The sequence below is a fragment of the Megasphaera sp. SW808 genome, assembly GCF_012027795.1.
Classification (GTDB): domain Bacteria; phylum Bacillota; class Negativicutes; order Veillonellales; family Megasphaeraceae; genus Megasphaera; species Megasphaera stantonii.
The window spans coordinates 64,617-87,919 of the sequence record NZ_SJOT01000002.1; the positions used below are offsets into that span (position 1 = coordinate 64,617).

At 54.2% G+C, this 23,303-nt stretch carries 25 protein-coding genes and 1 riboswitch; of the genes, 1 reads left to right on the plus strand and 24 read right to left on the minus strand.

Annotated features, from left to right (window positions below; all coding sequences use genetic code 11):
- Nucleotides 1-68 precede the first annotated feature (68 nt).
- From priA to E0L13_RS01160, 7 genes are all read right to left on the minus strand, one after another.
- A complete protein-coding gene (gene priA, locus E0L13_RS01130; protein WP_168059670.1) occupies nucleotides 69-2,429 on the minus strand; it encodes a primosomal protein N' in 2,361 nt (786 codons plus the stop codon).
- 125 nt (nucleotides 2,430-2,554) lie between these two features.
- The gene (gene metK / locus E0L13_RS01135) at nucleotides 2,555-3,745 is read right to left on the minus strand and encodes a methionine adenosyltransferase (protein WP_095628854.1); all 1,191 of its coding nucleotides are present in this window, start codon (nucleotides 3,743-3,745) and stop codon (nucleotides 2,555-2,557) included.
- 55 nt (nucleotides 3,746-3,800) lie between these two features.
- Nucleotides 3,801-3,903, minus strand: a riboswitch (SAM riboswitch).
- Nucleotides 3,904-3,980: 77 nt separating this feature from the next.
- Nucleotides 3,981-5,195: a bifunctional phosphopantothenoylcysteine decarboxylase/phosphopantothenate--cysteine ligase CoaBC gene (gene coaBC / locus E0L13_RS01140; protein ID WP_168059672.1), complete on the minus strand. Its 1,215-nt coding sequence runs from the start codon at nucleotides 5,193-5,195 to the stop codon at nucleotides 3,981-3,983.
- 20 nt (nucleotides 5,196-5,215) lie between these two features.
- The gene (rpoZ, locus tag E0L13_RS01145; RefSeq protein ID WP_087477398.1) at nucleotides 5,216-5,425 is read right to left on the minus strand and encodes a DNA-directed RNA polymerase subunit omega; all 210 of its coding nucleotides are present in this window, start codon (nucleotides 5,423-5,425) and stop codon (nucleotides 5,216-5,218) included.
- 35 nt (nucleotides 5,426-5,460) lie between these two features.
- Complete coding sequence (gmk, locus tag E0L13_RS01150) at nucleotides 5,461-6,075, minus strand: guanylate kinase (protein ID WP_168059674.1); 615 nt, start codon at nucleotides 6,073-6,075, stop codon at nucleotides 5,461-5,463.
- Between the two features lie 17 nt (nucleotides 6,076-6,092).
- The gene (locus tag E0L13_RS01155) at nucleotides 6,093-6,371 is read right to left on the minus strand and encodes a DUF370 domain-containing protein (protein ID WP_168059676.1); all 279 of its coding nucleotides are present in this window, start codon (nucleotides 6,369-6,371) and stop codon (nucleotides 6,093-6,095) included.
- A 10-nt stretch (nucleotides 6,372-6,381) separates the two neighbouring features.
- Complete coding sequence (locus E0L13_RS01160) at nucleotides 6,382-7,257, minus strand: YicC/YloC family endoribonuclease (protein WP_206081454.1); 876 nt, start codon at nucleotides 7,255-7,257, stop codon at nucleotides 6,382-6,384.
- Between the two features lie 212 nt (nucleotides 7,258-7,469).
- Between E0L13_RS01160 and E0L13_RS01165 the strand changes: the two genes are divergently transcribed.
- Nucleotides 7,470-9,185 carry an NFACT family protein gene (locus E0L13_RS01165; protein ID WP_168059680.1) on the plus strand — a complete coding sequence of 572 codons (1,716 nt, stop codon included), beginning with the start codon at nucleotides 7,470-7,472 and terminating at the stop codon, nucleotides 9,183-9,185.
- 154 nt (nucleotides 9,186-9,339) lie between these two features.
- Here E0L13_RS01165 and E0L13_RS01170 read toward each other — a convergent pair whose 3' ends face one another.
- The 17 genes from E0L13_RS01170 to mazG all read right to left on the minus strand — a co-directional run bounded on the left by E0L13_RS01170 (nucleotide 9,340) and on the right by mazG (nucleotide 23,286).
- Complete coding sequence (locus E0L13_RS01170) at nucleotides 9,340-9,969, minus strand: class II aldolase/adducin family protein (protein ID WP_168059682.1); 630 nt, start codon at nucleotides 9,967-9,969, stop codon at nucleotides 9,340-9,342.
- 61 nt (nucleotides 9,970-10,030) lie between these two features.
- Nucleotides 10,031-11,635: a DUF4153 domain-containing protein gene (locus E0L13_RS01175; protein WP_168059684.1), complete on the minus strand. Its 1,605-nt coding sequence runs from the start codon at nucleotides 11,633-11,635 to the stop codon at nucleotides 10,031-10,033.
- A gap of 129 nt (nucleotides 11,636-11,764) precedes the next feature.
- On the minus strand, nucleotides 11,765-12,541 hold the full coding sequence (gene speD / locus E0L13_RS01180; protein WP_168059686.1) for an adenosylmethionine decarboxylase: 777 nt from the start codon (nucleotides 12,539-12,541) through the stop codon (nucleotides 11,765-11,767).
- 37 nt (nucleotides 12,542-12,578) lie between these two features.
- Nucleotides 12,579-13,070 carry a metallophosphoesterase gene (locus E0L13_RS01185; RefSeq protein ID WP_168059688.1) on the minus strand — a complete coding sequence of 164 codons (492 nt, stop codon included), beginning with the start codon at nucleotides 13,068-13,070 and terminating at the stop codon, nucleotides 12,579-12,581.
- Entirely contained in the window at nucleotides 13,067-13,657 is a 591-nt protein-coding gene (locus E0L13_RS01190; RefSeq protein ID WP_168059690.1) for an XTP/dITP diphosphatase, read from the minus strand. Before E0L13_RS01190 ends, E0L13_RS01185 begins: the two co-directional genes overlap by 4 nt.
- 18 nt (nucleotides 13,658-13,675) lie before the next feature.
- A complete protein-coding gene (locus E0L13_RS01195; RefSeq protein WP_087477388.1) occupies nucleotides 13,676-14,350 on the minus strand; it encodes a coenzyme F420-0:L-glutamate ligase in 675 nt (224 codons plus the stop codon).
- Nucleotides 14,351-14,363: 13 nt separating this feature from the next.
- Nucleotides 14,364-14,906 carry a hypothetical protein gene (locus tag E0L13_RS01200; protein ID WP_168059692.1) on the minus strand — a complete coding sequence of 181 codons (543 nt, stop codon included), beginning with the start codon at nucleotides 14,904-14,906 and terminating at the stop codon, nucleotides 14,364-14,366.
- Between the two features lie 59 nt (nucleotides 14,907-14,965).
- Nucleotides 14,966-15,769 carry a glutamate racemase gene (gene murI, locus E0L13_RS01205; RefSeq protein WP_168059694.1) on the minus strand — a complete coding sequence of 268 codons (804 nt, stop codon included), beginning with the start codon at nucleotides 15,767-15,769 and terminating at the stop codon, nucleotides 14,966-14,968.
- A gap of 14 nt (nucleotides 15,770-15,783) precedes the next feature.
- On the minus strand, nucleotides 15,784-16,209 hold the full coding sequence (locus E0L13_RS01210; RefSeq protein WP_168059696.1) for a thioesterase family protein: 426 nt from the start codon (nucleotides 16,207-16,209) through the stop codon (nucleotides 15,784-15,786).
- Between the two features lie 133 nt (nucleotides 16,210-16,342).
- Entirely contained in the window at nucleotides 16,343-16,681 is a 339-nt protein-coding gene (locus tag E0L13_RS01215) for a DUF1232 domain-containing protein (RefSeq protein WP_087477384.1), read from the minus strand.
- Nucleotides 16,682-16,697: 16 nt separating this feature from the next.
- On the minus strand, nucleotides 16,698-17,618 hold the full coding sequence (locus E0L13_RS01220; protein ID WP_168059698.1) for a hypothetical protein: 921 nt from the start codon (nucleotides 17,616-17,618) through the stop codon (nucleotides 16,698-16,700).
- A gap of 53 nt (nucleotides 17,619-17,671) precedes the next feature.
- Nucleotides 17,672-18,427 (minus strand): SDR family oxidoreductase, encoded by a 756-nt coding sequence (locus E0L13_RS01225; RefSeq protein ID WP_168059700.1) that lies wholly within the window; start codon nucleotides 18,425-18,427, stop codon nucleotides 17,672-17,674.
- Between the two features lie 13 nt (nucleotides 18,428-18,440).
- Nucleotides 18,441-19,226: a TSUP family transporter gene (locus E0L13_RS01230; RefSeq protein WP_168059702.1), complete on the minus strand. Its 786-nt coding sequence runs from the start codon at nucleotides 19,224-19,226 to the stop codon at nucleotides 18,441-18,443.
- A 12-nt stretch (nucleotides 19,227-19,238) separates the two neighbouring features.
- Nucleotides 19,239-20,615 (minus strand): divergent polysaccharide deacetylase family protein, encoded by a 1,377-nt coding sequence (locus E0L13_RS11935; protein WP_168059704.1) that lies wholly within the window; start codon nucleotides 20,613-20,615, stop codon nucleotides 19,239-19,241.
- A 69-nt stretch (nucleotides 20,616-20,684) separates the two neighbouring features.
- A complete protein-coding gene (locus E0L13_RS01240) occupies nucleotides 20,685-21,845 on the minus strand; it encodes a glycosyltransferase (protein WP_168059706.1) in 1,161 nt (386 codons plus the stop codon).
- Between the two features lie 110 nt (nucleotides 21,846-21,955).
- Nucleotides 21,956-22,234, minus strand: coding sequence for an HU family DNA-binding protein (locus tag E0L13_RS01245; RefSeq protein WP_087477379.1), 279 nt, complete (start codon nucleotides 22,232-22,234; stop codon nucleotides 21,956-21,958).
- Between the two features lie 44 nt (nucleotides 22,235-22,278).
- Nucleotides 22,279-23,286, minus strand: coding sequence for a nucleoside triphosphate pyrophosphohydrolase (mazG, locus tag E0L13_RS01250; protein WP_168059708.1), 1,008 nt, complete (start codon nucleotides 23,284-23,286; stop codon nucleotides 22,279-22,281).
- Nucleotides 23,287-23,303: the final 17 nt, after the last annotated feature.

Consider the following 23,303-nt stretch of genomic DNA (forward strand, 5'->3'; position numbering starts at 1 on the left):
GTATATTTACATTTTTCTCTTTATTATATCATATTTTTTCATATCTCTACAGATACGGCTTTTTCGTTTTAGAAGGACGGGTCCACGTCAATGACAACGCCGGAAGCCCAGCACTGGGGCTCACGGCGCATATAGTCTTTGATATCATCCAGGGATTTGCCTTTTATCAAGATAACCAGGCGGTATTTGCCGCGTATCCTCTTGATGATGTCGGCAAAAGGGCCAATGACTTCGACGGGACTGTGTTCCCAGCGCGTCCAGCTTTGCAGCGCCGCCGCTAAGTCGTTTCCCCGCCGCCACAGGGGCTGCTCCTCTTCGTCTGTAAGGATGATTTTTATGATGCGATGGAAGGGCGGGTACTGCAGGGCGCGGCGAAATTCGATTTCCTGCTCGTAGAAAGTGTGATAATCCTGCTTCTGCGCGCACTGAATGACGTAGTGCTCCGGCGCATAGGTCTGCATGACGACCCGGCCCGGCGCGTCTCCCCGTCCGGCCCGTCCGGCGGCCTGCGTCAGGAGCTGAAAGGTCCGTTCGCCAGCCCAATAGGCCGGCAGGTTGAGCAGGCTGTCGGCAGATAAAATGCCGACGGCGCTGACATTGGCAAAGTCATGGCCTTTCGCTACCATCTGCGTCCCTAAGAGGATATCGTATTCATGCCGCCGGAACCGTTCCAATATCTGCTCGCCGCTGTACTTGCGGCTGGCCGTATCCTGGTCCAGGCGGACGACGCGGCTGCTGGGAAACAACTCGCCCAGCTGTTCTTCGACCTTTTCCGTCCCCGTTCCGAAAAACTTGATATACTTGCTGCCGCAGGCCGGACATACCGTCGGAATCGGCTTGGACGCCTCGCAGTAGTGGCACTGCAGGTGGTCGCTCTGCTTGTGGTAGACCATGGGCACGTCGCAGGTGTCGCATTTGACGACGTAGCCGCACTTGCGGCACATGACGAAGGTGGCAAATCCGCGGCGGTTCAGCAGGATGATAGCCTGCTGCCTGGCTGCCAGCGTTTCTTCCAGCAGGGAAACCATAGCGTCCGACAAGACGCGGTAGTTGCCCCTGGCCAGTTCGTCGCGCATGTCGGCAATGGTTACAGTCGGCAAGGGCCGGCCGTGGATGCGTTCTTTCAGCTCCAGCAGCGTATATTCTCCCTGCAGGGCTGCGTAATAATCGCTGACCGAAGGCGTGGCGCTGCCCAATATAACCGGGCAGCAGTAATAGGCGGCGCGCTTCTGCGCTACGGCGACGGCATGATAGCGCGGCGATTCTTCCTGCTTGTACGAGCTGTCGTGAGCTTCATCGACGATGACGAGGCCGAGATGCTGCGCCGCCGTAAAGACGGCCGAGCGGGCTCCGATGCAGATGTGGCTTTCGCCGCGGAGCATGCGGAGCCAGTTGTTTTTCCGTTCGCCCTTCGAGAGCTGGCTGTGCATGACGACGACGTCGTTTCCGAAGCGGCGGACAAACTGCCTTACGATTTGGCCGGTCAGGGCGATTTCCGGCACGAGGACGATGACCTGCTTTCCCTGCCGCAATACGTCTTCGGCCAGCTGCATATACACTTCGGTCTTGCCGCTCCCCGTAACGCCGTGCAGCACATAAGTGCGCCCCGTCGCGTCGCCGCGGACGGCCTGTACGGCCCGGGCCTGCTCGCTTGTCAGCGTCAGCGGATGGCTCTGACCTAACGTCGGCAGCAGCTGCCTCGTTCGGACGTCTCTTTCGCTGATAGCTGCCAGTCCCGTACCGCAGAGGCGGCGTATGACGTCGGCACTGTATCCTTTTTCGATAAAGGAAGACACGGGCGCGCTGCCTGCTTGCTTTAATTCAGCCAGCAAGGCTGCTTGCCGCCTTCGGTTCGCCAGCAGGCCGTCGGCGTCGTCCCGCACAAAGGACAGCCACTTCTCCGTTTTATCGGATATTTTATTTTTCCAGCCCTTTTCTACCTGCAGTACGCCTGCCGCAAGAAGATCGTCTACTTGCCTGGCGCCGAATTTCCGCGCCAGCGCCGCTTTTTCCACCTGGTCCTTCGTTTGGACGTACGCGGCGACAGCGGCATCTTCCGCTGTCGCGGGAGCCTTCGTTCCAACCGTAATATACAGACGGACTTCCAGACCTTTCTTTTCTATCATGAACAGGCGGAGGGCGTCGGCAAGGCTGCAGAGATAATACCGGCTGATCCAGGAAGCCGTTTCGATCATTTCTTCCTGAAACCCCGCCTGCGCCGACAGCACGGTGCTGATCGGCTTGAGCTCGTATGCATATTCGCCTGCATTCCTCTCGCTGACGGCGACGACGATTCCTTCTTCCTGCCGCCGTCCAAAGGGAACCTGCACGCGGCTGCCGACGTGCACAGCCATGCCGTCCGGGACGATATAGGAAAAGGTCTGCTGCAGCCGTTTGGCCGTCGTATTGATGATGATGTCTGCTGTCATACCCCTGCTCCTGCGTTTATATAACATAAATATAGGGACTTGACGAAGCAAGCCCCTATACATTGTATCATATTTAATTCAGCCATGCCACCTGGAAGGCATGATTCCTCTGAGATGGCCCAGTTTTATAAGCCGGCTTCCTGACGGAGAACGTCGGCTTTATCAAGCTGTTCCCAAGGCAGGTTCAGATCGTTGCGGCCGAAATGACCGTAAGCGGCCGTCTGTTTGTAAATCGGGCGCTGCAAGTCGAGCATTTCGATGATGCCGGCCGGACGGAGGTCGAAGTGTTTGCGGATCAATTCGACAATCTTTTCGTTTTCGACTTTGCCCGTACCGAAGGTTTCTACGTGGATAGAAACGGGATGGGCTACGCCGATGGCATAGGCCAGCTGGATTTCGCATTTATCCGCCAAGCCTGCGGCTACGATGTTCTTCGCCACATAGCGGGCTGCGTAAGCTGCCGAGCGGTCTACCTTTGTGGGGTCCTTGCCGGAGAAAGCGCCGCCGCCGTGACGAGCCATGCCGCCGTAGGTATCGACGATGATCTTGCGGCCCGTAAGGCCGGAGTCGCCCTGAGGACCGCCGATGACGAAGCGGCCTGTCGGGTTGATGAACAGTTTCGTCTGGTCATCGAACAAGCCTTCGGGAAGTTCCGGTTTGATGACGTATTCGAGCAAATCTTTTTCAATCTGTTCGCGCGTAACTTCCGGGCTGTGCTGAGCCGAAATGACGATGGTGTCGATGCGGACAGGCTTGCCGTCTTCGTATTCGACCGTTACCTGCGTCTTTCCGTCCGGACGGAGGTACGGCAGCGTGCCGTCCTTGCGGACCTTGGCCAGACGGCGGGACAGGCGGTGAGCCAGAGAAATCGGCAGCGGCATGTAGTCGTCCGTTTCGTTCGTCGCGTAGCCGAACATCATGCCCTGGTCGCCGGCGCCGATCGAGTCGAATTTATCCGTCGTGCCGGATTTCTTTTCCTGCGCTTCGTCAACGCCCATGGCGATGTCCGGGGACTGTTCGTCCAGGGAAACGAGGACGCCGCACGTATCGCAGTCAAAGCCGTATTTTGCGCGGGTATAACCGATATTGCGGACCGTTTCGCGTACGATGTGCGGAATATCTACGTAGCACGTCGTGGAGATTTCGCCTACGACGTGTACCATACCTGTCGTTACGAGGGTTTCGCAGGCGACGCGGGCGTTTTTATCTTTTTCCAAAATTGCATCCAAAATGCCGTCAGAAATTTGGTCGGCCATTTTGTCGGGATGGCCTTCGGTTACGGATTCAGACGTAAAAAATTCACGATTCTTTGCCATTATATCCTCCTTATGCGTTCAAAAAAAATCCCCTCTGAAAAGAGGGGTATGTATCAGCCCATCTTTCAGTACGCTACACTGTTGGATTTAGCACCTTTCATTCACTGAAGGTTGCTGCTGCATCATCGGGCCAATCCCTCCACAGCTCTTGATGGTTAAATATTTTATTCACTTGACCTATTGTATACTAACAAGAAGAATTATGCAAGACCTATTCGAAAAATCATGGCCTCGATTACTGATTTTTTTTGGCTAAAATCGCCGCGGCCCGTTCTACGATGACCGCCGCCAGGTCTTCCTTGTCCATTTTCTCGAGCTTTTCCATCGAGCCGTCAGGGAACAGGAAGGTGGCGATATTCGTCGTGCCCTGGAAGCCGGCCCCTTCGGCGCTGACGTCGTTGGCGACGAGCATGTCGAGGTTCTTCTTCTTTAACTTAGCCGTGCCGTACTCGATGAGGTTCGTTGTTTCGGCAGCAAAGCCGATGAGAACCTGATGGGCCTTGCGCTGGCCCAAGCCGTACAGGATGTCCGGGTTTTTAGCCATCGTCAAGGTCAGCGTTTCGTCGGATTTCTTGATCTTATTCGCTGCCGGATGAGCCGAACGGTAATCGGCGACGGCAGCCGACTTGATGACCAGATCGCAGTCGTCGTAATACGAATCGACGGCGGCCTTCATGTCGTTGGTGCTGCCTACGTCGATGCGGCGCGCTACGCCGGCCGGCGTCTTCAGATGGTCGTTGCTGCCGGCGACCAAGGTGACGTCTGCGCCGGCAAAGGCTGCGGCTTTAGCGATGGCAAAGCCCATGCGGCCGCTGGAATGGTTGCCGATAAAGCGGACCGGGTCGATAGGCTCGCGCGTGCCGCCGGCCGTGACGATGACCTTCTTTCCTTTCAGCAGGTTCGTCCGGCAGGCTGCAAATTCAATATAGTCGACAATATCTTCCGGTTCGGGCAGGCGGCCGACGCCGGTAACGCCGCAGGCCAAATGACCTGTAGCAGGCTCGATGATTTCATAGCCGTACTCTCTGAGGGCGGCGATATTTTTCTGCACGATGGGGTTCGTGTACATGTTGCTGTTCATAGCCGGGGCGATGACGACGGGAGCCGTCGTAGCCATGACCGTCGTCGTCAGCATATCGTCGGCAATGCCGCCGGCAATTTTACCGATGACGTTGGCCGTAGCCGGGGCGATGACGAATACGTCGGCCCACTGGGCCAGGGCGATGTGTTCGACGTTAAATTCGGGAATATCGCCGAACATGGATACGGCGACGGGGTTGCCGGAAATTTCCCGCATCGTCAGCGGCGTAATAAACTCCGCCGCATGATCGGTCATAATGCACTTGACTTCGGCGCCGCGCTTGCGCAGCATGCTGGCGATTTCAGCGGCCTTAAACGCGGCGATGCCGCCGCTGATACCCAAGACGATTTTCTTGTTTTCTAATAACATGGCGATACTATCCTCCGCAATTATTTAATGCCGCCCTGAGGCTTTTCATAGGTAATCTTGCCCTGATCGATTTCTTCCATCGCGATGGAAACGACGCGCGTCGTTTCTACGTCTACGAGCGGTTCGTCGCCGTCCGTCAATTCGCGGGCCCGTTTTGCCGCCAGCGTAACTAAGGTGTATTTGCTGTCTACTTTTTTCATTAACGATTCCAACGTCGGTTTAATCAACATAAGAACATCTCTCCTCTTTTACTGCATACAAATTTCTATTGATACGCCTGCTTGGTCTCTTCGATACAGTTGGCGTTGCGCATGACTCGGCACTCCTCTGCTTTCAGCACGGCGGCAGCCTTCTGAATCGCTTCGCCCAGATCGTCGTTGACGATGACATAGTCGTATTTATCAATCCATTCCAGCTCGTTCCGGGCCTTCGCCAGCCGCGCGGCGATGACGTCGTCCGAGTCGGTATGGCGTCCCCGAAGCCGTTCTTCCAGGACGGCCTTACTCGGCGGAACGATGTAGATAAAGACACCTTGGGGATATTTTTCCTTCACCTGCATAGCTCCCTGAATGTCGATTTCCAGCATGACGTGGTTGCCCTGACGGAGCATCTGGTATACGTATTCCTTCGGTGTGCCGTAATAATGGTCGTATACCTTGGCGTGTTCCAAGAACGCGTCTTCCTTCAGCAGCTCTTCAAAACGGCCGTTGTCGGTAAAATAATAGTTGACGCCGTCTTCTTCGCCCGGCCGCGGCTGGCGCGTCGTCATAGAAATAGAATAATGGATATTGGGAAAATGCTCCCGCAGTGCGTCGCATATCGTCCCCTTGCCGGCGCCGGACGGGCCGGAGACGACGATAAGCAGACCTGAATCGATCATGGTCGCTCCATCCTCTCTTATAAATCTTCTTCTGGTTCTTCCTGGTCTTCCCCGTCGACCTGCAAAATGCGGTGGGAAATGGTTTCCGCCTGCAGGGCCGATAAGATGATCTGCCCATTGTCCATGATAAGGACCGAACGGGTCTTGCGGCCGAAGGTCGCGTCGATGAGCGTATTGCGCTCCCGCGCTTCCTGCACCATGCGCTTAATCGGCGCCGATTCGGGGCTGATAATGGCTACGACTTTGCTGCCCATTACCATGTTGCCGAACCCTATATTCAATAAGTTGAAATTCATAGACTCACCATCATTCGATATTCTGCACCTGTTCGCGGATTTTTTCGATTTCGTTTTTCAGCTGCAGGACATATTCCGTCACGTCGGTGTCGTTGGCCTTCGAGCCAATCGTATTGACTTCCCGGTTCAGTTCCTGGATGAGGAAATCAAGCTTGCGGCCTACGTCACCGTCCTGTTCCAGAAAGCCCTTTAATTGTACCACATGGCTGCGGAAGCGTACAACTTCTTCCGTAAAATCCACCTTGTCGGCGTATGTAGCTACTTCCTGCAGCAGCCGATCCTGGTCGGGAACCTGGCGGGCCGCATCGAACAGGGCCAGTATTTTCTTCTCCAGCCGTTCCTTATAGCGGGCGACGACGTCTTCTTTCTTCGCTTCAATGGCCTCGATCATAGCCGCCATCCTGTCGGTCCGCGCCAGCAAGTCGCGGCGGATATTAGCTCCTTCCTTGTCCCGCATGGCGACCATGCCGTCCAAGGCGCCCTGCAGGGCCTGGGCGAAGACGGGCCATACCTCTTCGGCGTTGACTGCCGGCGGTTCCTGAACGAACCAATCCTTAGTCAAGCCCATGATCAGCGGCAGCGTCGTCTTTTCTCCGCCGAACAGCGACTGGTTTACGTCGTCCATCGCCGCCTTGCAGGCTGCCAGGGCCGCGTAGTCGATGCGGATCTGCGGCGCCGCCGGCGTCAGCTCACCGACGGTGACGTATACGTCGACCTTGCCGCGGTGCAGCGTCTCCTTTATACTTTTCCGCAATTTATCTTCCAGCGCCAGATAGGCGTGGGGCATGCGGATGTTTAACTCTAAAAATCGTTGGTTGACGGCACGCATTTCAATGGTCACGCTGACGTGCTCATCGCTGTACGTACCTCGGCCGAAGCCGGTCATACTGCGCACTATGATGACCTCCTCTACAGCATCGTTCTATCTAATGTATTAGTATAACGTAAATCCGGCCGCAGGTCTATATACTTTTACGCAAAAGGCCGACTTTTCCCCTCAAAATCCGCGCCCGGCCGCAAGCCTATCTACTCACGGCCCCGTATTTATGGTATGATGTCAGAATAGAGTAATTTTGTAAAAGAACAGGAGTTGTCATTATGAATCTCGATGGCATTACGCTTCATTGTATTACCAATGAATTAAAAGATATATTAAAGGGCGGTCAGATTTCCAAAATATACCAGCTGGACAACCGCTCTCTTTACTTCCGCGTGTTCAACGATACGGGAGTCCACCACCTCATCATGACCTTGGATGATTCGCCTCGGCTGTACGTCGCGCGGCAGATGCCGCCGACGCCGGACGTGCCGACGGGCTTGTGCATGTTTCTGCGCAAATATTATGAAAACGGCCGCATCGCCTCGATCAGCCAGCTCCACATGGACCGGCTCATCGAAATTGCCGTCGACGTCCTCGACACGTCGGGCCAGCTGGCGACGAGGAAGATCCACGTCGAGCTCATGGGCAAATACAGCAACGTCATCTTCACCGAAGACGGCGTCATCATCGAAGCTCTCATCAAGACCCGCAAGGACAAGCAGGCCCTGCGTACTATCTTCCCCAAGGAGCCCTATGATTTCCCGCCTAACTTCATGCGCATGAACCCCTTCGACTTTTCCGCCGAAGAATTAGCCGCCATGATGGAAACGGGTACGGATGAACCCTTGGGAAAGTGGATGCTCAAGCGGTTCAACGGCATGAGCACCGTCGTCCTCGACGAATTGGCCGTCCGAAGCGGCCTCGATAAAAACGCCCTCGTCCAGGACCTGTCGCCGGCCGACAAATTCTCCTGGTGCCGCTGTATCGAACGCCTGGGCCAAGAGCTTGACGGCGTATCGGGAGCCTTCGTTTATACGGTCAAGGGAAAAGAAATCATCTTCCCCCTGGAACTGCAAAGCTTGTCTGCCTATCCGCGCCGCCGCTTCTCGTCCATCGAAGAATACCTCGACGACTATCAGGCCGCTAGCAAGGGCAGCCTCAACGGCGAGCAGGAAGAGATGCAGAAGCGCGTCGCCAAGCTTATTGAAAAACAAAAGAAAAAGATCAAGCGCATTTCGTCCGAATTGAAAGAAACGGATAAGATGGATACTTATAAGCTTTACGGCGACCTGCTCATGATTTACGCCTACGAAAAGCACGATCACGAAAAGAGCGTCACCGTTGCCAATCTCCTGTCGGAGCAGCAGGAACCGATTACCATTCCCCTCGAACCGGCCTATTCCATGACGGACAATGCCAACCGTTATTACAAGCGCTACACGAAGATGCGCAACCGCAAGCAGAAATCGGCCGAGCTCATCGCCGAAAACGAGCAGCATCTCCAGTATCTCTACTCGCTGGAATACGCCTTGGACAACATCGGCAGCAAAGCGGAAATCGTCGATATTAAAGCCGAAATGCGGCAAATGGGGCTTATTTCCTCCTCGTCCAAGGATAAAATGAAGCGGGAATTTTCTCAGCAAATCCTGACCGCCGATGCCGGCGGCATCCCCATCTGGGTAGGCCGCAACAACCGGCAGAACGATTTTTTGACCCAGAAGAAAGCCCATCCCTACGACTTGTGGTTCCACATCAAAAATCAGCCCGGGTCCCACGTCATTTTAGCCTGCCACAACGTAACGCCGACAGACGAGCAAATCGAAATGGCCGCTCAGATGGCCGCCTATTACAGCAAGGCCCGCGGCACATCGAAGGCCGAAGTAGATTGCGCCCTTGTGCGCAATGTCAAAAAGCCGGCCCATGCTGCGCCGGGCTTCGTCGTCTTTGAAAACCAAACGACTTACGTCGTAGAGCCGAAGGACTGGAGCAAGTAACGTATCCCCTACGCTGAGTCCTTGATAAGATTCATCGAAGGGATAATTTCTTATCAAAAGAAAAAATCTGAAAAAGATAAATTGCGTATACAAAAAAGCTGTTCAGCCGACGATGGATTGAACAGCTTTTTGCTTAACATCTAATCTGAATTGACTAGCGCAGGAAAAACGACGCCAGCTCTTGGCTGCGGCTGATATCCTGCAGGGCCCGGGAATTGACGGCGAAAGCCAGCGACGCCCGGTAGACTTTGGCGACGGCTTCCAGCGTTTCCATACGGTACAGGGCTTCCTTCAGGTCTTTACCCAGAGCTGTCGCACCGTGGCGTTCCATGAGGAATACGTCGACCTTCTTGGCGTATTCGGCACAGACCTTGCCCAATTCAGCGCTGCCCGGCGCGGCGTACGGCACGGTCGGTACGGATTTCCCCAGGACGATAGCGCCTTCAGTCACAATAGTGCTGGGAAAGGTTAATCCGGCAACGGTCACGGCGGTGGCGACGATGGGATGGGCGTGGATAATAGCATTGACATCGGGACGAGCCTTATAGATTTCCAAATGAAGAGGCGTTTCCGACGACGGCTTTCCTTCTCCTTTTATCACCTTGCCGTTTATATCCATGACCAGAAGCTGAGACGGCTTCAATTCGCCCTTCGGCAGGCCCGACGGCGTAATGACGATCGTTCCATTAGGGTTTCGGAAGCTGATATTGCCGTCGCAGGCGGCGACGAGACCAGCTTCCTTCATTTTTTCACCGATTTTGCATAGTTTTTTCTTCGTATCCATATATAACACTCCTTCATGTCCATCTATGTATACTATACCATGACTACGGCCTGAGGCAACTTTATTTTTCCAACAGAATGGCTGATATGGAAATGCTCTGGATAGCATCGTCGGCCAAATCGACATTCATCGTGCGTATAAAGAGATAATGGCCGTCGTCGGGAAGGAGATACAGGTTTGCCACATTTTGATTGGCCATCTGACCGGCGCCTTCGTACTGTCGGCACAGCTGTTCGGCATAGGGCAGCAGGGAAATCGCTACGTCTCCCCTCTGCGTTTGAACCGTGAGCATGCCGTCCTTACCGGCCGTCTTTTCCACGACGTACATTGCTGTGTATCCGGCTACCGATACAGCCGTACTGTCATTGATGAAATACCGCGACCGATAATGAGGACCGGCATAGCGGAGAGATTCCATGACCGGCGATTGCAGAATAACTTCAACAGTCGGGTCCCTCTGGCCCGTATAGCTCTTCACGTAGCGGTACGTGCTGTATATTTCTTCCTTATCTTCACGGGACATATCCGCCGCGTCTGAGACCACGCCGTTTTGAAGCATTCCCTTTTCTTCCATCATCGCCAGCAGCCGCCTTTCCTGACTGCGGTACGGGGCGTCCAGTACGTTCAAAGGCGTTATGGAAATGACCAGCGTCATACCGGCGGCCAATAGAAACAGCCAGGTTCCGGACAAGCGGCGCAGGGCCGCCGGGATCACGGCGATGCCGAAGGCCGTGCAGGCCATAGACAAATAGCGCAGCTCCGTCAATCCATAAGCTTCATGACGAATATACACGCCCCAAAGTTGTACAGCTACGACAGGAATGAGGAGAAGGCCGCCCCAACGGCGGTAACGCAGTAGCCAGACATGATTGTCATAATTACTGCAAGTCAAATAACAAAAAGCATATACCAGCAGCGCAATGGAAGCAAACCAATTCATCTTCCCTACGGGCATTTCTCCCTTAAAGCAAATCATGGCGATGTATATGTACAGAATCGCCAGCAATACGCCGTAAACCGGTACGACGACGTAAGCCATGACGCTGCCGAAGGGCTTGGACGGTGCAGCCGGCCGTCCCGGCTCGGGAACAGACGATAAGAATACGTTCCACCCGACGACCAAAAACGACGCATAGAAAATCAATGCGTACAAGTTGGAAAAAGATAAGGACAGCTGAAGCAGCGTCTGCAGAGCCATGGCGCAAATAGACAGGGATATGTCAGCGACGACGGCGACGCCGACGGCCTGCAGGGCGCCGCAGAATACGCGGTTGAAGGCGCTTTCACCGGCATAATACGTCAGCCAGGCCAGAATACCGGCTGTCAAGGCCAGAAATATACCGGAGCCATATAAGATGATATAGGTCATGTCCTGTACGGCCATCCACGTACCGTACGAGCCAGCCCATACGACAAGGGACGCGCCTTGCCATAACCAGGCCTTCGCCCCCCTAATCCGGCGTACTTCCAATACCAGCTGCCACCAGACAGAAAACATAGCAGCAATACACAGAGATATAGCGCCATAGACAAGCCACTTTTCGTCCGACGGCCAGCAAGTCAGATAGGCTACATCGGCAAACAATAATAGGGAAATGATAAACGGCACCGTAAAGCGGCGGATACTGTCGACACTTCGCCGACGGAGTTGCAGCACTATATTCACAGGAAACCAGCTCCTTTCTGTCTATTGGATGTTACAGGTATTATACCATGAGTATCAAGATTATAAAAGAAAAACTGCCTGCCATCTTATTTTAAGACAACAGGCAGTTTTGTTCATAGAGATAAAAAATTAACGCATCGTCGGCATATTGTGGCCGTTGAATATTTCCAGCATTTCCTGATATACGAGCTTGCGGATTTGATTGCGCTGCCGTTCTGTCAGCTGGTCAGCCGTCATGTTGAACAGGTAATTGTTCAAATCAAAATCCTTCAGCATCATTTTCGTATGGAAGATATTTTCCTGATATACGTTGACGTCTATCATATTATAGCGGCTGCGCGTACTCTGGGAAATGTAATTTTGGATGGAATTAATGCGGTGATCGATGAACAGCTTCTTGCCGCTCAAGTCGCGGGTAAAGCCGCGGACATGGTAGTCGAGGGTTACGATGTCGGAATCGAAATTGTCTATCAGGTAATTCAGCGCGTTGAGAGGAGAAATACGACCGCACGTCGATACGTCGATATCGGCGCGGAAAGTCATGATCCCCTTCTGAGGATGGCTTTCCGGATACGTATGAACCGTCAGATGGCTCTTATCCAGATGACAAACTACGTCGGCGTCGGCCGGTTCGACAGGCTCTTCCGAAATGAGGATCGTCACGCTGGCCCCCTGCGGATCGTAATCCTGGCTGGCAATATTCAAAATATTGGCGCCGATAATGGACGAGACATTTTTTAAAATATTCGTCAGCCGTTCTGCGTTATATTGTTCATCAATATATTCGATATACTGGCGGCGCGACTCTTCGCTGACGGCATAACAAATGTCGTATATGTTGAAGCTCAGCGTTTTGGTCAGATTATTGAAGCCATACAATTTTAATTTATTCGTTTTCGTTGCCATTTCATCATACCTTTTCAATAAAATTTCCAAATAAAAGTTACTTTGTCAGTTCATAAAACTGTATATCCGTCAGCACGCCGTCGTCTATGGCGCACACGGCATACGTGCCCACCCTGCCGTCGCGGGGCAGGGAAATACTGCCGGGATTGACGATGGCCATATCGTCGTCGCGTCGGCAAAAGCGACGGTGCGTATGCCCAAACAGGACGAGCCGGGCCTCGTGTTCCCGGCCTAGCTGCCGAAGCTTGGCCAGCCGCGCATCGCCGTACCACTGGTGACCGTGAACGGCGATGATATTTACGCCGCCGATGGTCACCTTACGGCACGCCGGCGCGTCGCTCATAAAATCGTTGTTGCCCCTGACAGAATATACGGGCACGCCTGTATATATAGCTAAATCGTCGCCGTCGTCGCTGTAATCGCCGCAGTGTATCCAAGCCGCCACGTCCGGCGCCTGCGATACCATGCGTTCCAGCGGACGAAAGCGGCCGTGGCTGTCACTGACGACGCCTATGCGGATAGGCGTCATGACAGAGCCTCGACGAGCAGCTCCAGTGCTTTGCCCCGATGGCTGATTTCATTTTTCTCTTCCATCGTCATCTCGGCCATGGTCTTGCCCTTTTCCGGCACGTAAAACAACGGGTCGTAGCCGAAGCCGTTCGTACCGGCATAAAAATCACGCAGCACGCCACTGCAGCGGCCTTCTCTGACGATTTCCCGTCCGTCGGGAAACAGCAGGGCCAGCACGCAGGCGTAATGAACCGTCCGCTCTTCCGGCGGAAAGGCCGACAATTCGTCGATCAGCTTTTGGTTGTTCTTTTCATCGTCGCATTCCGGGCCGGCATAGCGGGCCGAATAGACGCCGGGCCGGCCGCCTAAGGCGTCGGCGATGATGCCGGAATCGTCGGCCAGGCAGGGAAGCCCTGTAGCCTTCATGTAATACGCCGCTTTCAGACGAGCGTTTTCTTCAAAGGTCTTTCCCGTTTCTTCCGGTTCCGGCAGCTGGGGACACAAGTCGCGGACAGCTGTCGCCGTATACCCCAAGGGCTCCAATACACTTTTAAATTCCCGTATTTTTCCGGCGTTATGGGTTGCCAGGACGATTGTCTGTTTCATAAGTTCCGTCGTCACTCCTTAGTTTGCCGCCGCAGGTTCGGGCTTCTGATGAACGAACTTCGCGTAATTCTTGATTACGACGATAGGGGTTTTCTGCGAAGCGTTTCCGAAGGGATTGTCGATAAGAATACGGGCGATTTCGCTGGGATTGAGGCCTTTCGAATGACCGAGGACGGCAGAGCGCTTCAAGTCGTTGACGTCGGCGACACAGGCACCGTAGCAGCCCAGGCGCTGCTTAATCTTTTCTGCTACCTTATCCGGTTCAGCCGGCCCGTAGACGATGCATTTGTCAAAAGGCGGCATCGTGCCCGTAACATCGTCCGTCAGGGAAGCCTGGCGGCACAGCTGGTACCAAACGCCGTTTTTACCGATTAATTTGGCCAGGAAGCCGATGATAAAGCAGAACAGCATCTTCCACTCCCCTTCCAGCTCCATAGCGGCCTGCATGCCGTAGAGGCTTGCCATGCTGCCTTCGCCGGGAACGAAGCGGCGCATGAGACGGGCCTGCCACGACGGCGTCAGCTCTTCCGGGCGCGTATAGCGGCGCTGCGTAATCGCTACGACGCTTTCGGCCGTGCATACGATATCGTCGGGACCGACAATATCCTTCGCATATTCTTCAATGGCATCGACAATGTCATCTTTATCCGTAAGGATTCTCGTCTTAATCGGTACAAGTTCTAATTCTGCCATTTCCATATACCTCCTAATGCAGTTCCAATGCGTGCTGTACTTCCGAAGCCTTCAGGGTGATGCGGGCTTTGTGGATGTACCATTCGCTTCTCGACACGACCTGGTATACCAAATCGATGGGCATGTCAGGGAAGGTCTTCAAATCTTCGCGGATATTGCCGCTCTTGCTGACGAGGGCAATGGTAACGCGAAGGCTGCTTCCTTTTCCAGGATAGTAAATGACAGATTCCCAATAGTTGTCGTCCCGTTCAGCTGCCGTATTAGCCAGCTGCGAATGGACGACACATTTGTCGTATTGTTCTCTCGGCAGCAGCGTACGGGGATAAAAATCCATAATCGTGCCTAACTGACGGCCAGCGTTATGAAAGGGCACTTCCGTTTCAAAGACAGCCGTATCGGCCGTCATCTGCTTCAGCTCAAAGGGCTTGCGGCGGCGCGCCTCGATGACGAAGCGGGCGTCGCCCTGTCTCCAGGCAAATAAGCGGAACAGCAGGTACAATACGGCGACGATGCCGATAACAGCAATGACGATGTTGATCAATACATACAATAACACGGCGCAAGACTCCTTTTCGACGCCTTATCTGCATGATAAGGCCGTAATTTTCTCCGCCCTCAGGCAAAGGATATTTCTTCAACTGTAAATTCGTTGGCCGGAATGAGATGCTCGGCCAGCTTGCCGCCGCGCCGGGCCTCGGCGGTAAAGCAAAGGCGCAGATATCCCGGCAGGCGGTCGTGGTTGAGAAGGCCGCCCTTCTTTAATACTTCCAGCGTCTGCAAAGCCATTTCGTGAGCCGGGTCTACAAAGGCAATCGTATCGCCGCACAGCTCTTCGAATAATGGCTGCACAAAGGGAAAATGCGTGCAGCCGAAAATGGCCGTATCGGCTCCGGACGCAATGACCGGGGCCGTATATCGACGAAGGGGCTCCATGATCTCCTCGCCGGACAGGACGCCCCGCTCGACAAGGTTGGCCAAGGCCGGGCAAGCTTGTTCTACAATTTCGATGTCCGGATCGATGGCCGCAGCCATTTTTTTATGGCTGTGATTGGCAATCGTCAACTCCGTCGCGAAGACGGCGATTTTTTTCTTGGCGCTGATTTCCCGGGCCGTACGAATGCCGCGGCTCATGCCGATGAGGGGATACGGCACTTCTTTCCGCACCGTCTCGTAGGCCACGGCCGTTACGGTATTGCAGCCGATAGCGACGAGCTTGACCTCTTTTTCGCTCATAAAACGCAGTATATCTCTCGTATATGAAAATATTTCTTCCGGCGTGCGCGAACCGTAGGGATTGCGCTTCGTATCGCCGACATAAATGATATTTTCATGAGGCAGCAGCATGCGCAGCTTATTTACGACAGTCAAACCGCCGACGCCGGAATCGAATACGCCGATAGGCTGTCTATTCCGCTCCACTTGTCATTCCTCCATTATTGGGCAGAAGCTTCCTCCCGCTCATACCATGCTTTCAATTTATTGTAATGCCTGTCGTCCAAGCGGGCCACTGTCCCCGTATCCTTATGAGTAAACACGTTCTGCGACGTGCCGACGGCCAGCAGGACGCCGTCTTCCTTGCGCACAATGCGGTATGAATACGTCATCTGGGCCCGCGACAGACGGGTCAGACGCGTTTCAATCACGATGGTATCGGCGTAGTTAATGGGGCTGACGTACTCGCAGGAGACGTTCTTTATGGGAAATAATATGCCCTCGTCCATCAGCTCGAACAAGTCTATGCCGGCCTGCTTTAAATACTCGCAGCGGCCGCATTCAAACCAGCGGATGTGGTTGGAGTGGTGGGCGATTCCCATCATATCGGTTTCATAAAACCGCACTTTTTCAGTAACAGTAACCATGCCAATTCATCCTCCTATATAGCATACTCACATCATTTTACGATGAGTAGGTATGTTTGTCAAAGGAATTTCGCCAATTCATGAGAAATAGACAATCCCAACACGGATATCCGTATCGGAATTGTCTATTTCGTCACACGTTGGCAAAGGGAAACATGCGGCGTACCTTTTCCAGGTGCTCCGGCTTGACATACGTTCCGGCCAAGCGCAGGGCCGCCGCTACGACGGCGGCGTCGTCGAGCCAGCCGATGCCGATAAAGGCGTCGGATACCAAATCCAAAGGCAGTATGACGTACCCCAGGGCTCCCATCAGGGCCAGCTTGACGAACTTCGGCGTATCCTTATCCTGCATGCAGTAAAAAATCGTCATCAGCTTGGGCAGGAAATGAAGGCGCCGCCCCGTTCCCCGTATAAAGCGAATAAATTTTCCCGGCGTATAAAAACGGGCGAAAAAACTCAGCAGTTTCCACATACGCATCGTCCCTTTTTTAATCCAGCGGAATCTTGGCGTCTTCTACGGCGGCCTTGACCTGTTCTTCTACCGTAGTCTTCTTTTCTTCTTCCGTTGTTTCGGCGGCCGCAGCCTGTTCCGCCGCATCGTCGGCAGCTTCGTCCGCCGTTTCTGCAGCGACGGCCTTCGCCGCGTCTTCCGCCGCTTTTTCTTCGATAATTTCTTCTACTAAATCGTCCTTATGGCGGACATTGTGGTATAATTCCTGGCCCTTTTCCTTGACGTCCTGGAATTTTTCCGCAGCCGTACCGCCCCACCGTTTGATGAAATCGACGGTTTCGTCGCCGAGAGGAACGTTTTTCAAGGGATTTTCACGCAGGCGGTCGACCTGTTCGCGGGCTTTGTCCTTCCATTCGCCCATCATTTCGACATACGGCGTCATATCACTGGGCATGCCGTCCTTCATCCATCGCTGCGTCACGCGGCCCAGGCTGTACGTAATGCCTACGGCAACGGGAACCTGAATAACGCTGAACGGGATGAGCGTCGTGAGCAGCGTGCCGATCATGCGGCTGCCTACAGCACCGAGGAAAGCGATGAGAGCCCGTTCGGTCAGCTTGACGTTGTAAATGCGGGCGATGCGGCTGACGAGATATACTTCGTTTGCCATGAGAGCCACCGTTCCCAGCAGCGGCGCAACGACAATCGCACCGGCACGGGCCGCGGCCCAGCGGCACAGCGTTTCAACCTTAACGTCTACATCATCTGTAGACTGTTCAATCGTCTGGAGAACCTGCAGGGCCATTTCGTTTTCGCCGCCGGGAATTTCCTGGTCGGCCGCGGCAACGGCCTCAGCTTCCTGAGCCGGGGCTTGACTGGATTTCAAATCGGCCAATTCCTGTTTCAGCTTGGCAATTTCTTCCTGCAGCTGTTCTACTGTTTTCATTTCTTCTGACATATATACCACCTCATTTGCGCAAATTTGATAAGTTAATTTATTTTCCCATGTTTTTACCAGCTTGTCAAACCACCGTCGACGGGAAGTGCCGCAGCTGTAATAAACGAGGCGTCGTCACTGAGCAAAAAGGCAATGGCCTTCCCCACTTCCAGCGGCTTCGCCAGCCGGTACAAGGGATACTGTTCCCTCATGGATTCTATCGTCAGGGACGGGTCTCCTTGCAGCTGCTTTTCCAAGAGCGGCGTTTCTACATCGCCGGGACAGACACAGTTGACCCGTACCTGATGGGGCGCCGCCTCCAGTGCCAGGGATTTCGAAAAAGCCACGACGGCCCCCTTCGTCGCGCCGTAAACCGAACAGGCCACGTTTCCCTGAAGGCCGGCATCACTGCTGACGGTGACGATGCTGCCGCAGGTCTTCTTGAGATACGGCAGAGCGTATCTGCACAAGGAAATCGTGCCGTACACGTTGACGGCAAACATCTGCCGCACCTGTTCATCGTCGGTATATTCCAGCAGGCACTCTTCATAATATCCCGCCGACGTAACAAGGCCGTCCAGTCGGCCAAACTGCCGAACCGTTTCGTCGATCATACAGCGGCAATCCTCGTCATTACCTACATCGCCGCCCATATAGACGGCACGGCTGCCGGCGTTCAAATATTCCAGAGCCGCCTTGCCCCGCTCAGCGCTGCGGCCGCTGACAACGACATTCCAGCCTCTTTCCAGTAAAATTTCCGCTGCTGCCAGGCCGATGCCCGATGTGCCGCCGCTGATGAAGGCCGTTTTCTGCATAGATTCCGTCATCATATTTCCTCCTTCGCTACAATAATCCGGCGTAATCCAAGGCCAGCTTAACAATTAACACGGTCGTTACGACGAGCATGATCGCCCGGACAAAGGCCGTGCCGCGCCGTATTGCCAGGCGGGAGCCGAAATACGCGCCGGCAAACAGGCAGACGGCCATCGCCGCGCCGTAAATATACAATATTTTTCCCCAATATACGAGGAGGACAAAGCTGGTCAGATTGCTCATCAGGTTCAGCACCTTGGCGTTGCCGGCAGCGATGATGAAATCAAAACCCAGAGAAACAAAGGCCACGATGAGAAAGGTTCCCGTGCCGGGACCAATGAAGCCGTCGTAAAATCCGATAGCGCCGGCTGCGGCCATGGCTAAGGCCAGATTCCTCTTCGTCTCGCCCTGATACGTATTGACCGCTCCCATAGAGCTTCCCCGGCTGAAAACAAAGAGAATCGTCGCTACCAGGGCCGCAATGATAATCGGCTGAAGCCATTGGGCCGACAGGTGAAGCATACAGATGCAGCCCAGCACGGCCCCGGCGAAGGTACAGGGCAGAGCCCGCTTCATCAGGTGGACGTCCACCTTGCCGGCCCGCCAGAACTGCCAGGCGCTCATGACGGCGCCGAAGGTGGCGGAAAACTTATTCGTACCGATGGCCAGATGAGGCGGCATCCCCGTCGCCAGCAGCACCGGCAGGGAAATAAGCCCTCCGCCGCCGGCAATAGCATCGACGAAGCCTGCCAAAAATCCGCCGCCCATGACGAATATCAGAATGTATATGGAAATCGTACTATCCCCTATATCCATAGTCTTCCCCCGCTACGACATCAAGTCCGTTACAAATACGATGTCGACGCCCTTGGCATGGAGCTCGTCGACCATTTCACTGAGAGCCTGCGCCGTATTAGGCCGGCAGTGACCGATGACGACGGCGCTGCCGTTTCGTATCGCCATGTCTCCGCCCTGGCGCAGCCGCTCTTTAATAGAAGCTACGTCGGAATCGTTGTCGATAAACAGGTTGTTGCGGCCCGTCATGACGCCCATAGCCGAGGCGGTCTGCTCGCCTACGGAGGCGCTGTTTGTGCGGCTGTCGAGGAAAGCCAGGCCGCGCTGTCTCATAACGGACATGACGCTTTTCATGATGCGCTCATCTGCCGTAGCCATCGATCCCTGATGGTTGTTCATGCCGACGGCATAAGGCACCTGATCGAGGATTTCATTAGCCGTAGCCTGAATCTTGCTGTCGCTCATGTCGCCGCCAATAAATATTTCTTCCGACGACGTCGTATTCAGAGGCTGCATGGGCATATGCACGAATATCTTGCGTCCCGCGCTGTAGCCGCTGGCAGCGGCTTCGGCTGTATGGGCCTTATACGGCATGACGGCGTATGTCAGCGGGACGGGAATGGAGTTCATACGCGACAACGTATCGAGATCGACGCCGCAGTCGTCAATGACGATGGCCAGACGGCCCTGTACCTGAGCCGGGTGGCTTTGCTTCGGCGCAGCCTGCTTTGGTTTCGACTCCGTCACAGCCTTCTTCTCTTCTGCCGGTTTATCCTTTTCATCGTCAGGTGAAGACGATTCCGTGAATATGTCCTTTATATTTTTGACTAAGCCGCTTTTTTCCTGTACCGGCAACACGTACAGCTTGTCCGTCACCAGGTACAGCGGGTCGCCGTCGAGGGTATCGAAGTAAGCGATATCGTATTCCACTGCATCCTGCCCGTCAAGCTTCGTCTGGGTCACGCGGTATATAGACGCTTTGCCGCCGCTCTTTTGCAGAAATTTTTCCAGTTTTTTCCGGGAAAAAGGCTCTGACAGCGTTACAGCAGTGCTGCGCGTAGTCCAGTAAATCGTGCCGCCCGTCGCCTGCCGTTCTTCCCTCCGCTCTTCCCGCTTCAGTTCCTGTGTGTCTGCATCCTGTTCCTTGAGCCAGGCCGCAATGGCATCGCTTAATTCCTGGGAAGTATCTGTATATACAGCGTCTTTTCCGTCGTCGCGAACCGTTTCAATCTGCTCCATCTGCCGGTCCGACGACGGCTCCCTGCCCGTATCCCTGTCACCGGCAAGCCAATACGCGCCAATGCATAAGGCGATAAGGCACAGCAGGACAATCCATGGCCGCGATGACGAGCCCTTGGGACGGCGCGGCTGTCTGGTCTTGCGGGGCCGCCGTGTAGTAGTCTGTTTCACTTGCCATTCCTCCTATAAAAAGAGCCGGATGCTGCTTCCATAGCGAAGGCTATGGGCCATCCGGCTCCGTTATATTGATTCGTGAGAATATTCGCTGCCGCAGACCGACAGGGATTCCTCATCGTCCGGAAATACAATCTGACGAATATGAGTCGCAATAATACGCGCTCCGTCGCGGTGGCACGACACGCTGGCCTCCGACATAACCTGCAGTTTTTCCGGGTGCTGCAGCAAATCTGCCGTAATAACGGCCAGATTTTCCTGTCCTTTCGCCCAGCGGGCGCAGCCCTTCTCCTGCATGTACATGGCATTCGCCTCTTCCTGTCCGGGAATAGGGCTGTACAGCACCATCGGCACCTGAACCGTCGCTGCTTCCGTACACGTCAGCGCTCCCGGCTTCGTAACCAGGAGGGCCGCCTTCGCCATGAGCTCGGCAATGCGATTCGTATAGCCCAGTACCTTGACGGGATGGCGCAGTTCGCGGCGAAGCTGATAAATTTCATCGTATAAATCGGCGTTATATCCCGTAACGACAGTAAAGCTATCGACATCGTCCAGCTTATCAAGGCGTACCAGCGACTGGCGGATAGACCCCATACCCAATCCGCCGCCCATGATGAGGACGTTTTTGTTGCGCTGATGGTCTTCATCCCAGCGCCACGTCCCCTGCTTAAAGGTGCTGCGGACGGGAATTCCCGACACAGTAATCTTTCGGCCGTCGATTCCCTGCTCGGTCAGCAGCTTTTTCAGAGGCGACGCGGCTACAAAATACGCGTCGATCTGCGGGTATACCCACAGCTGATGAATAGCAAAATCCGTAATAACGCCGACAAGGGGTAGCGTCAGCCGGCGCTGACGCTTGAGCAAAGCTGCCGCGCCGGCCGGAAACGGATGGGTAAAGACGAGGATGTCCGGCTTCTTGTCAGCCAAAACGCGCAGCATGCGGCGCTTCAGCCCCCAGGAAATGAGCGTCTTAACAGCCATGCCTTTTTTATAGCCTTGAGAAGAGTAGTACATCAAATCGTATAATAAAGGGAATAAGTCCAGGATTTTGATATACGTTTCCTTGACGATATTATCGATAGACAAGACGTCGTTAGAAAGAAAATCGACGTGCTCTACCTCCCAGTCGGCAGGAATCGTTTTCACATATTCTTCTATTGCGCGCGCTGCCTGTGTATGCCCTGTGCCGATCGACGCCGACATGATCAGGACTTTTTTCTTCGTCATACAAATCCCTTCTTTTGGGTAGAAGATACGATTACCTTACTATCTCTATGTTACGACAAAAATCAAGTAAAGAAAAGGGCCGTGTACTATGCGGCCCTCGTTTTACGACATTATTTATTGTTGACCAAGTCTTTTAACTGTTTGCCAGCTTTAAATGCCGGTGTCTTGGAAGCTTCGATCTGAATCGGTTCGTTGTTGCGCGGGTTGCGGCCTTCACGGGCTTTGCGCTGGCGAACTTCAAACGTGCCGAAACCGATAATCTGTACTTTATCGCCTTCGATCAGGCTTTCGCTGATGGCTTCAAATACAGCCTTTACCGCTTTTTCAGCATCCTTTTTCGTCAGATCGGATTTCTGTGCGACACTCGCAATTAATTCTGTTTTGTTCATTACAAGTCCTCCTTTATTTGGTTACATCTATCTTCACAGCCAACCTATTCTCCATCGCCGCAGCCGCGCCGTTCCAAGTCCTTGGCTTCCTTCCAAAAGGAGTCCAATTCGTCTAAGGAAAACTCGTTCCACGAACGGCCCGATTCCTTAACGCGCTGCTCGACGTGAGAAAACCGGCGGCGAAACTTGCTGTTCGCTCGATGTAACGCGCATTCCGGCTCGATATGAAAATGCCGGCATACATTTGCAAAGACAAATAGCACGTCGCCCGCTTCTTCTTCCGCGTGGTCTCCGTCCTGCTCCTGCAGGGCCTCCTGAAACTCCTGCCATTCTTCGTCCAGCTTAGCCAGCACGTCTTCGTCCTTATCCCAGTCGAAGCCGACCTTGGCCGCTTTTTCCTGAAGCTTATAGGCCTGCAGCAGAGACGGAAGTCCTTTGACGACGCCGTCCAGCATCCGGTCATGATGCTGGCGCTTTTCGCCCTGCTTTAATCTATCCCAGTTTAACACACTCTCGCCCTTGTTTTCAAGGCTTTTTTCGCTAAAAACGTGGGGATGACGGCGAATCATCTTTTCCGTAATATCGCCGACGATATCCTGGGCGGAGAAAAGCCCTTCTTCTTCGCCGATGCGGGAGTGGATGACGACCTGGTACAGCACGTCGCCCAGTTCTTCCCGCATTCCTGCGTCGTCGCCCTGGTCGATAGCGTCGAGCATTTCGTACACTTCTTCCAGCAGGAAGCGGCGCAGCGTCCGATGGGTCTGGGCAATATCCCACGGGCAGCCCTCCGGGCCGCGCAGCCTGGCCATGACGTCTACGATAGGCGTCATATCGAAGGGCATGTGCCCCTGTGCCGCTTCCTCCTTCAGCGCGTCGTCGATCATCTGGCGTACTTTTTCGGCCATGGCCGGACCGCCCGGCACAGTATGCACGACATCTCTCACATACGACGTCTTGACTAAATAGTTTACGACAGGACGGTACATTTCTTCAAACGAATGCTCCCAGCCGGCCCTATCCGTTCCCAGCGGAATGATTTCAATAGTTCCCATGACGTATCCCCCTTTCA

What these genes read in the sequence shown, in the direction of transcription:
- priA (WP_168059670.1), bottom strand. Translation starts at nt 2,429, where the DNA reads ATGACAGCAGACATCATCATCAATACGACGGCCAAACGGCTGCAGCAG.
- metK (WP_095628854.1), bottom strand. Translation starts at nt 3,745, where the DNA reads ATGGCAAAGAATCGTGAATTTTTTACGTCTGAATCCGTAACCGAAGGC.
- coaBC (WP_168059672.1), bottom strand. Translation starts at nt 5,195, where the DNA reads ATGTTATTAGAAAACAAGAAAATCGTCTTGGGTATCAGCGGCGGCATC.
- rpoZ (WP_087477398.1), bottom strand. Translation starts at nt 5,425, where the DNA reads ATGTTGATTAAACCGACGTTGGAATCGTTAATGAAAAAAGTAGACAGC.
- gmk (WP_168059674.1), bottom strand. Translation starts at nt 6,075, where the DNA reads ATGATCGATTCAGGTCTGCTTATCGTCGTCTCCGGCCCGTCCGGCGCC.
- E0L13_RS01155 (WP_168059676.1), bottom strand. Translation starts at nt 6,371, where the DNA reads ATGAATTTCAACTTATTGAATATAGGGTTCGGCAACATGGTAATGGGC.
- E0L13_RS01160 (WP_206081454.1), bottom strand. Translation starts at nt 7,257, where the DNA reads ATGACCGGCTTCGGCCGAGGTACGTACAGCGATGAGCACGTCAGCGTG.
- E0L13_RS01165 (WP_168059680.1), top strand. Translation starts at nt 7,470, where the DNA reads ATGAATCTCGATGGCATTACGCTTCATTGTATTACCAATGAATTAAAA.
- E0L13_RS01170 (WP_168059682.1), bottom strand. Translation starts at nt 9,969, where the DNA reads ATGGATACGAAGAAAAAACTATGCAAAATCGGTGAAAAAATGAAGGAA.
- speD (WP_168059686.1), bottom strand. Translation starts at nt 12,541, where the DNA reads ATGGCAACGAAAACGAATAAATTAAAATTGTATGGCTTCAATAATCTG.
- E0L13_RS01185 (WP_168059688.1), bottom strand. Translation starts at nt 13,070, where the DNA reads ATGACGCCTATCCGCATAGGCGTCGTCAGTGACAGCCACGGCCGCTTT.
- E0L13_RS01190 (WP_168059690.1), bottom strand. Translation starts at nt 13,657, where the DNA reads ATGAAACAGACAATCGTCCTGGCAACCCATAACGCCGGAAAAATACGG.
- E0L13_RS01195 (WP_087477388.1), bottom strand. Translation starts at nt 14,350, where the DNA reads ATGGCAGAATTAGAACTTGTACCGATTAAGACGAGAATCCTTACGGAT.
- E0L13_RS01210 (WP_168059696.1), bottom strand. Translation starts at nt 16,209, where the DNA reads ATGGTTACTGTTACTGAAAAAGTGCGGTTTTATGAAACCGATATGATG.
- E0L13_RS01215 (WP_087477384.1), bottom strand. Translation starts at nt 16,681, where the DNA reads ATGTGGAAACTGCTGAGTTTTTTCGCCCGTTTTTATACGCCGGGAAAA.
- E0L13_RS01220 (WP_168059698.1), bottom strand. Translation starts at nt 17,618, where the DNA reads ATGTCAGAAGAAATGAAAACAGTAGAACAGCTGCAGGAAGAAATTGCC.
- E0L13_RS01225 (WP_168059700.1), bottom strand. Translation starts at nt 18,427, where the DNA reads ATGATGACGGAATCTATGCAGAAAACGGCCTTCATCAGCGGCGGCACA.
- E0L13_RS01230 (WP_168059702.1), bottom strand. Translation starts at nt 19,226, where the DNA reads ATGGATATAGGGGATAGTACGATTTCCATATACATTCTGATATTCGTC.
- E0L13_RS01240 (WP_168059706.1), bottom strand. Translation starts at nt 21,845, where the DNA reads ATGACGAAGAAAAAAGTCCTGATCATGTCGGCGTCGATCGGCACAGGG.
- E0L13_RS01245 (WP_087477379.1), bottom strand. Translation starts at nt 22,234, where the DNA reads ATGAACAAAACAGAATTAATTGCGAGTGTCGCACAGAAATCCGATCTG.
- mazG (WP_168059708.1), bottom strand. Translation starts at nt 23,286, where the DNA reads ATGGGAACTATTGAAATCATTCCGCTGGGAACGGATAGGGCCGGCTGG.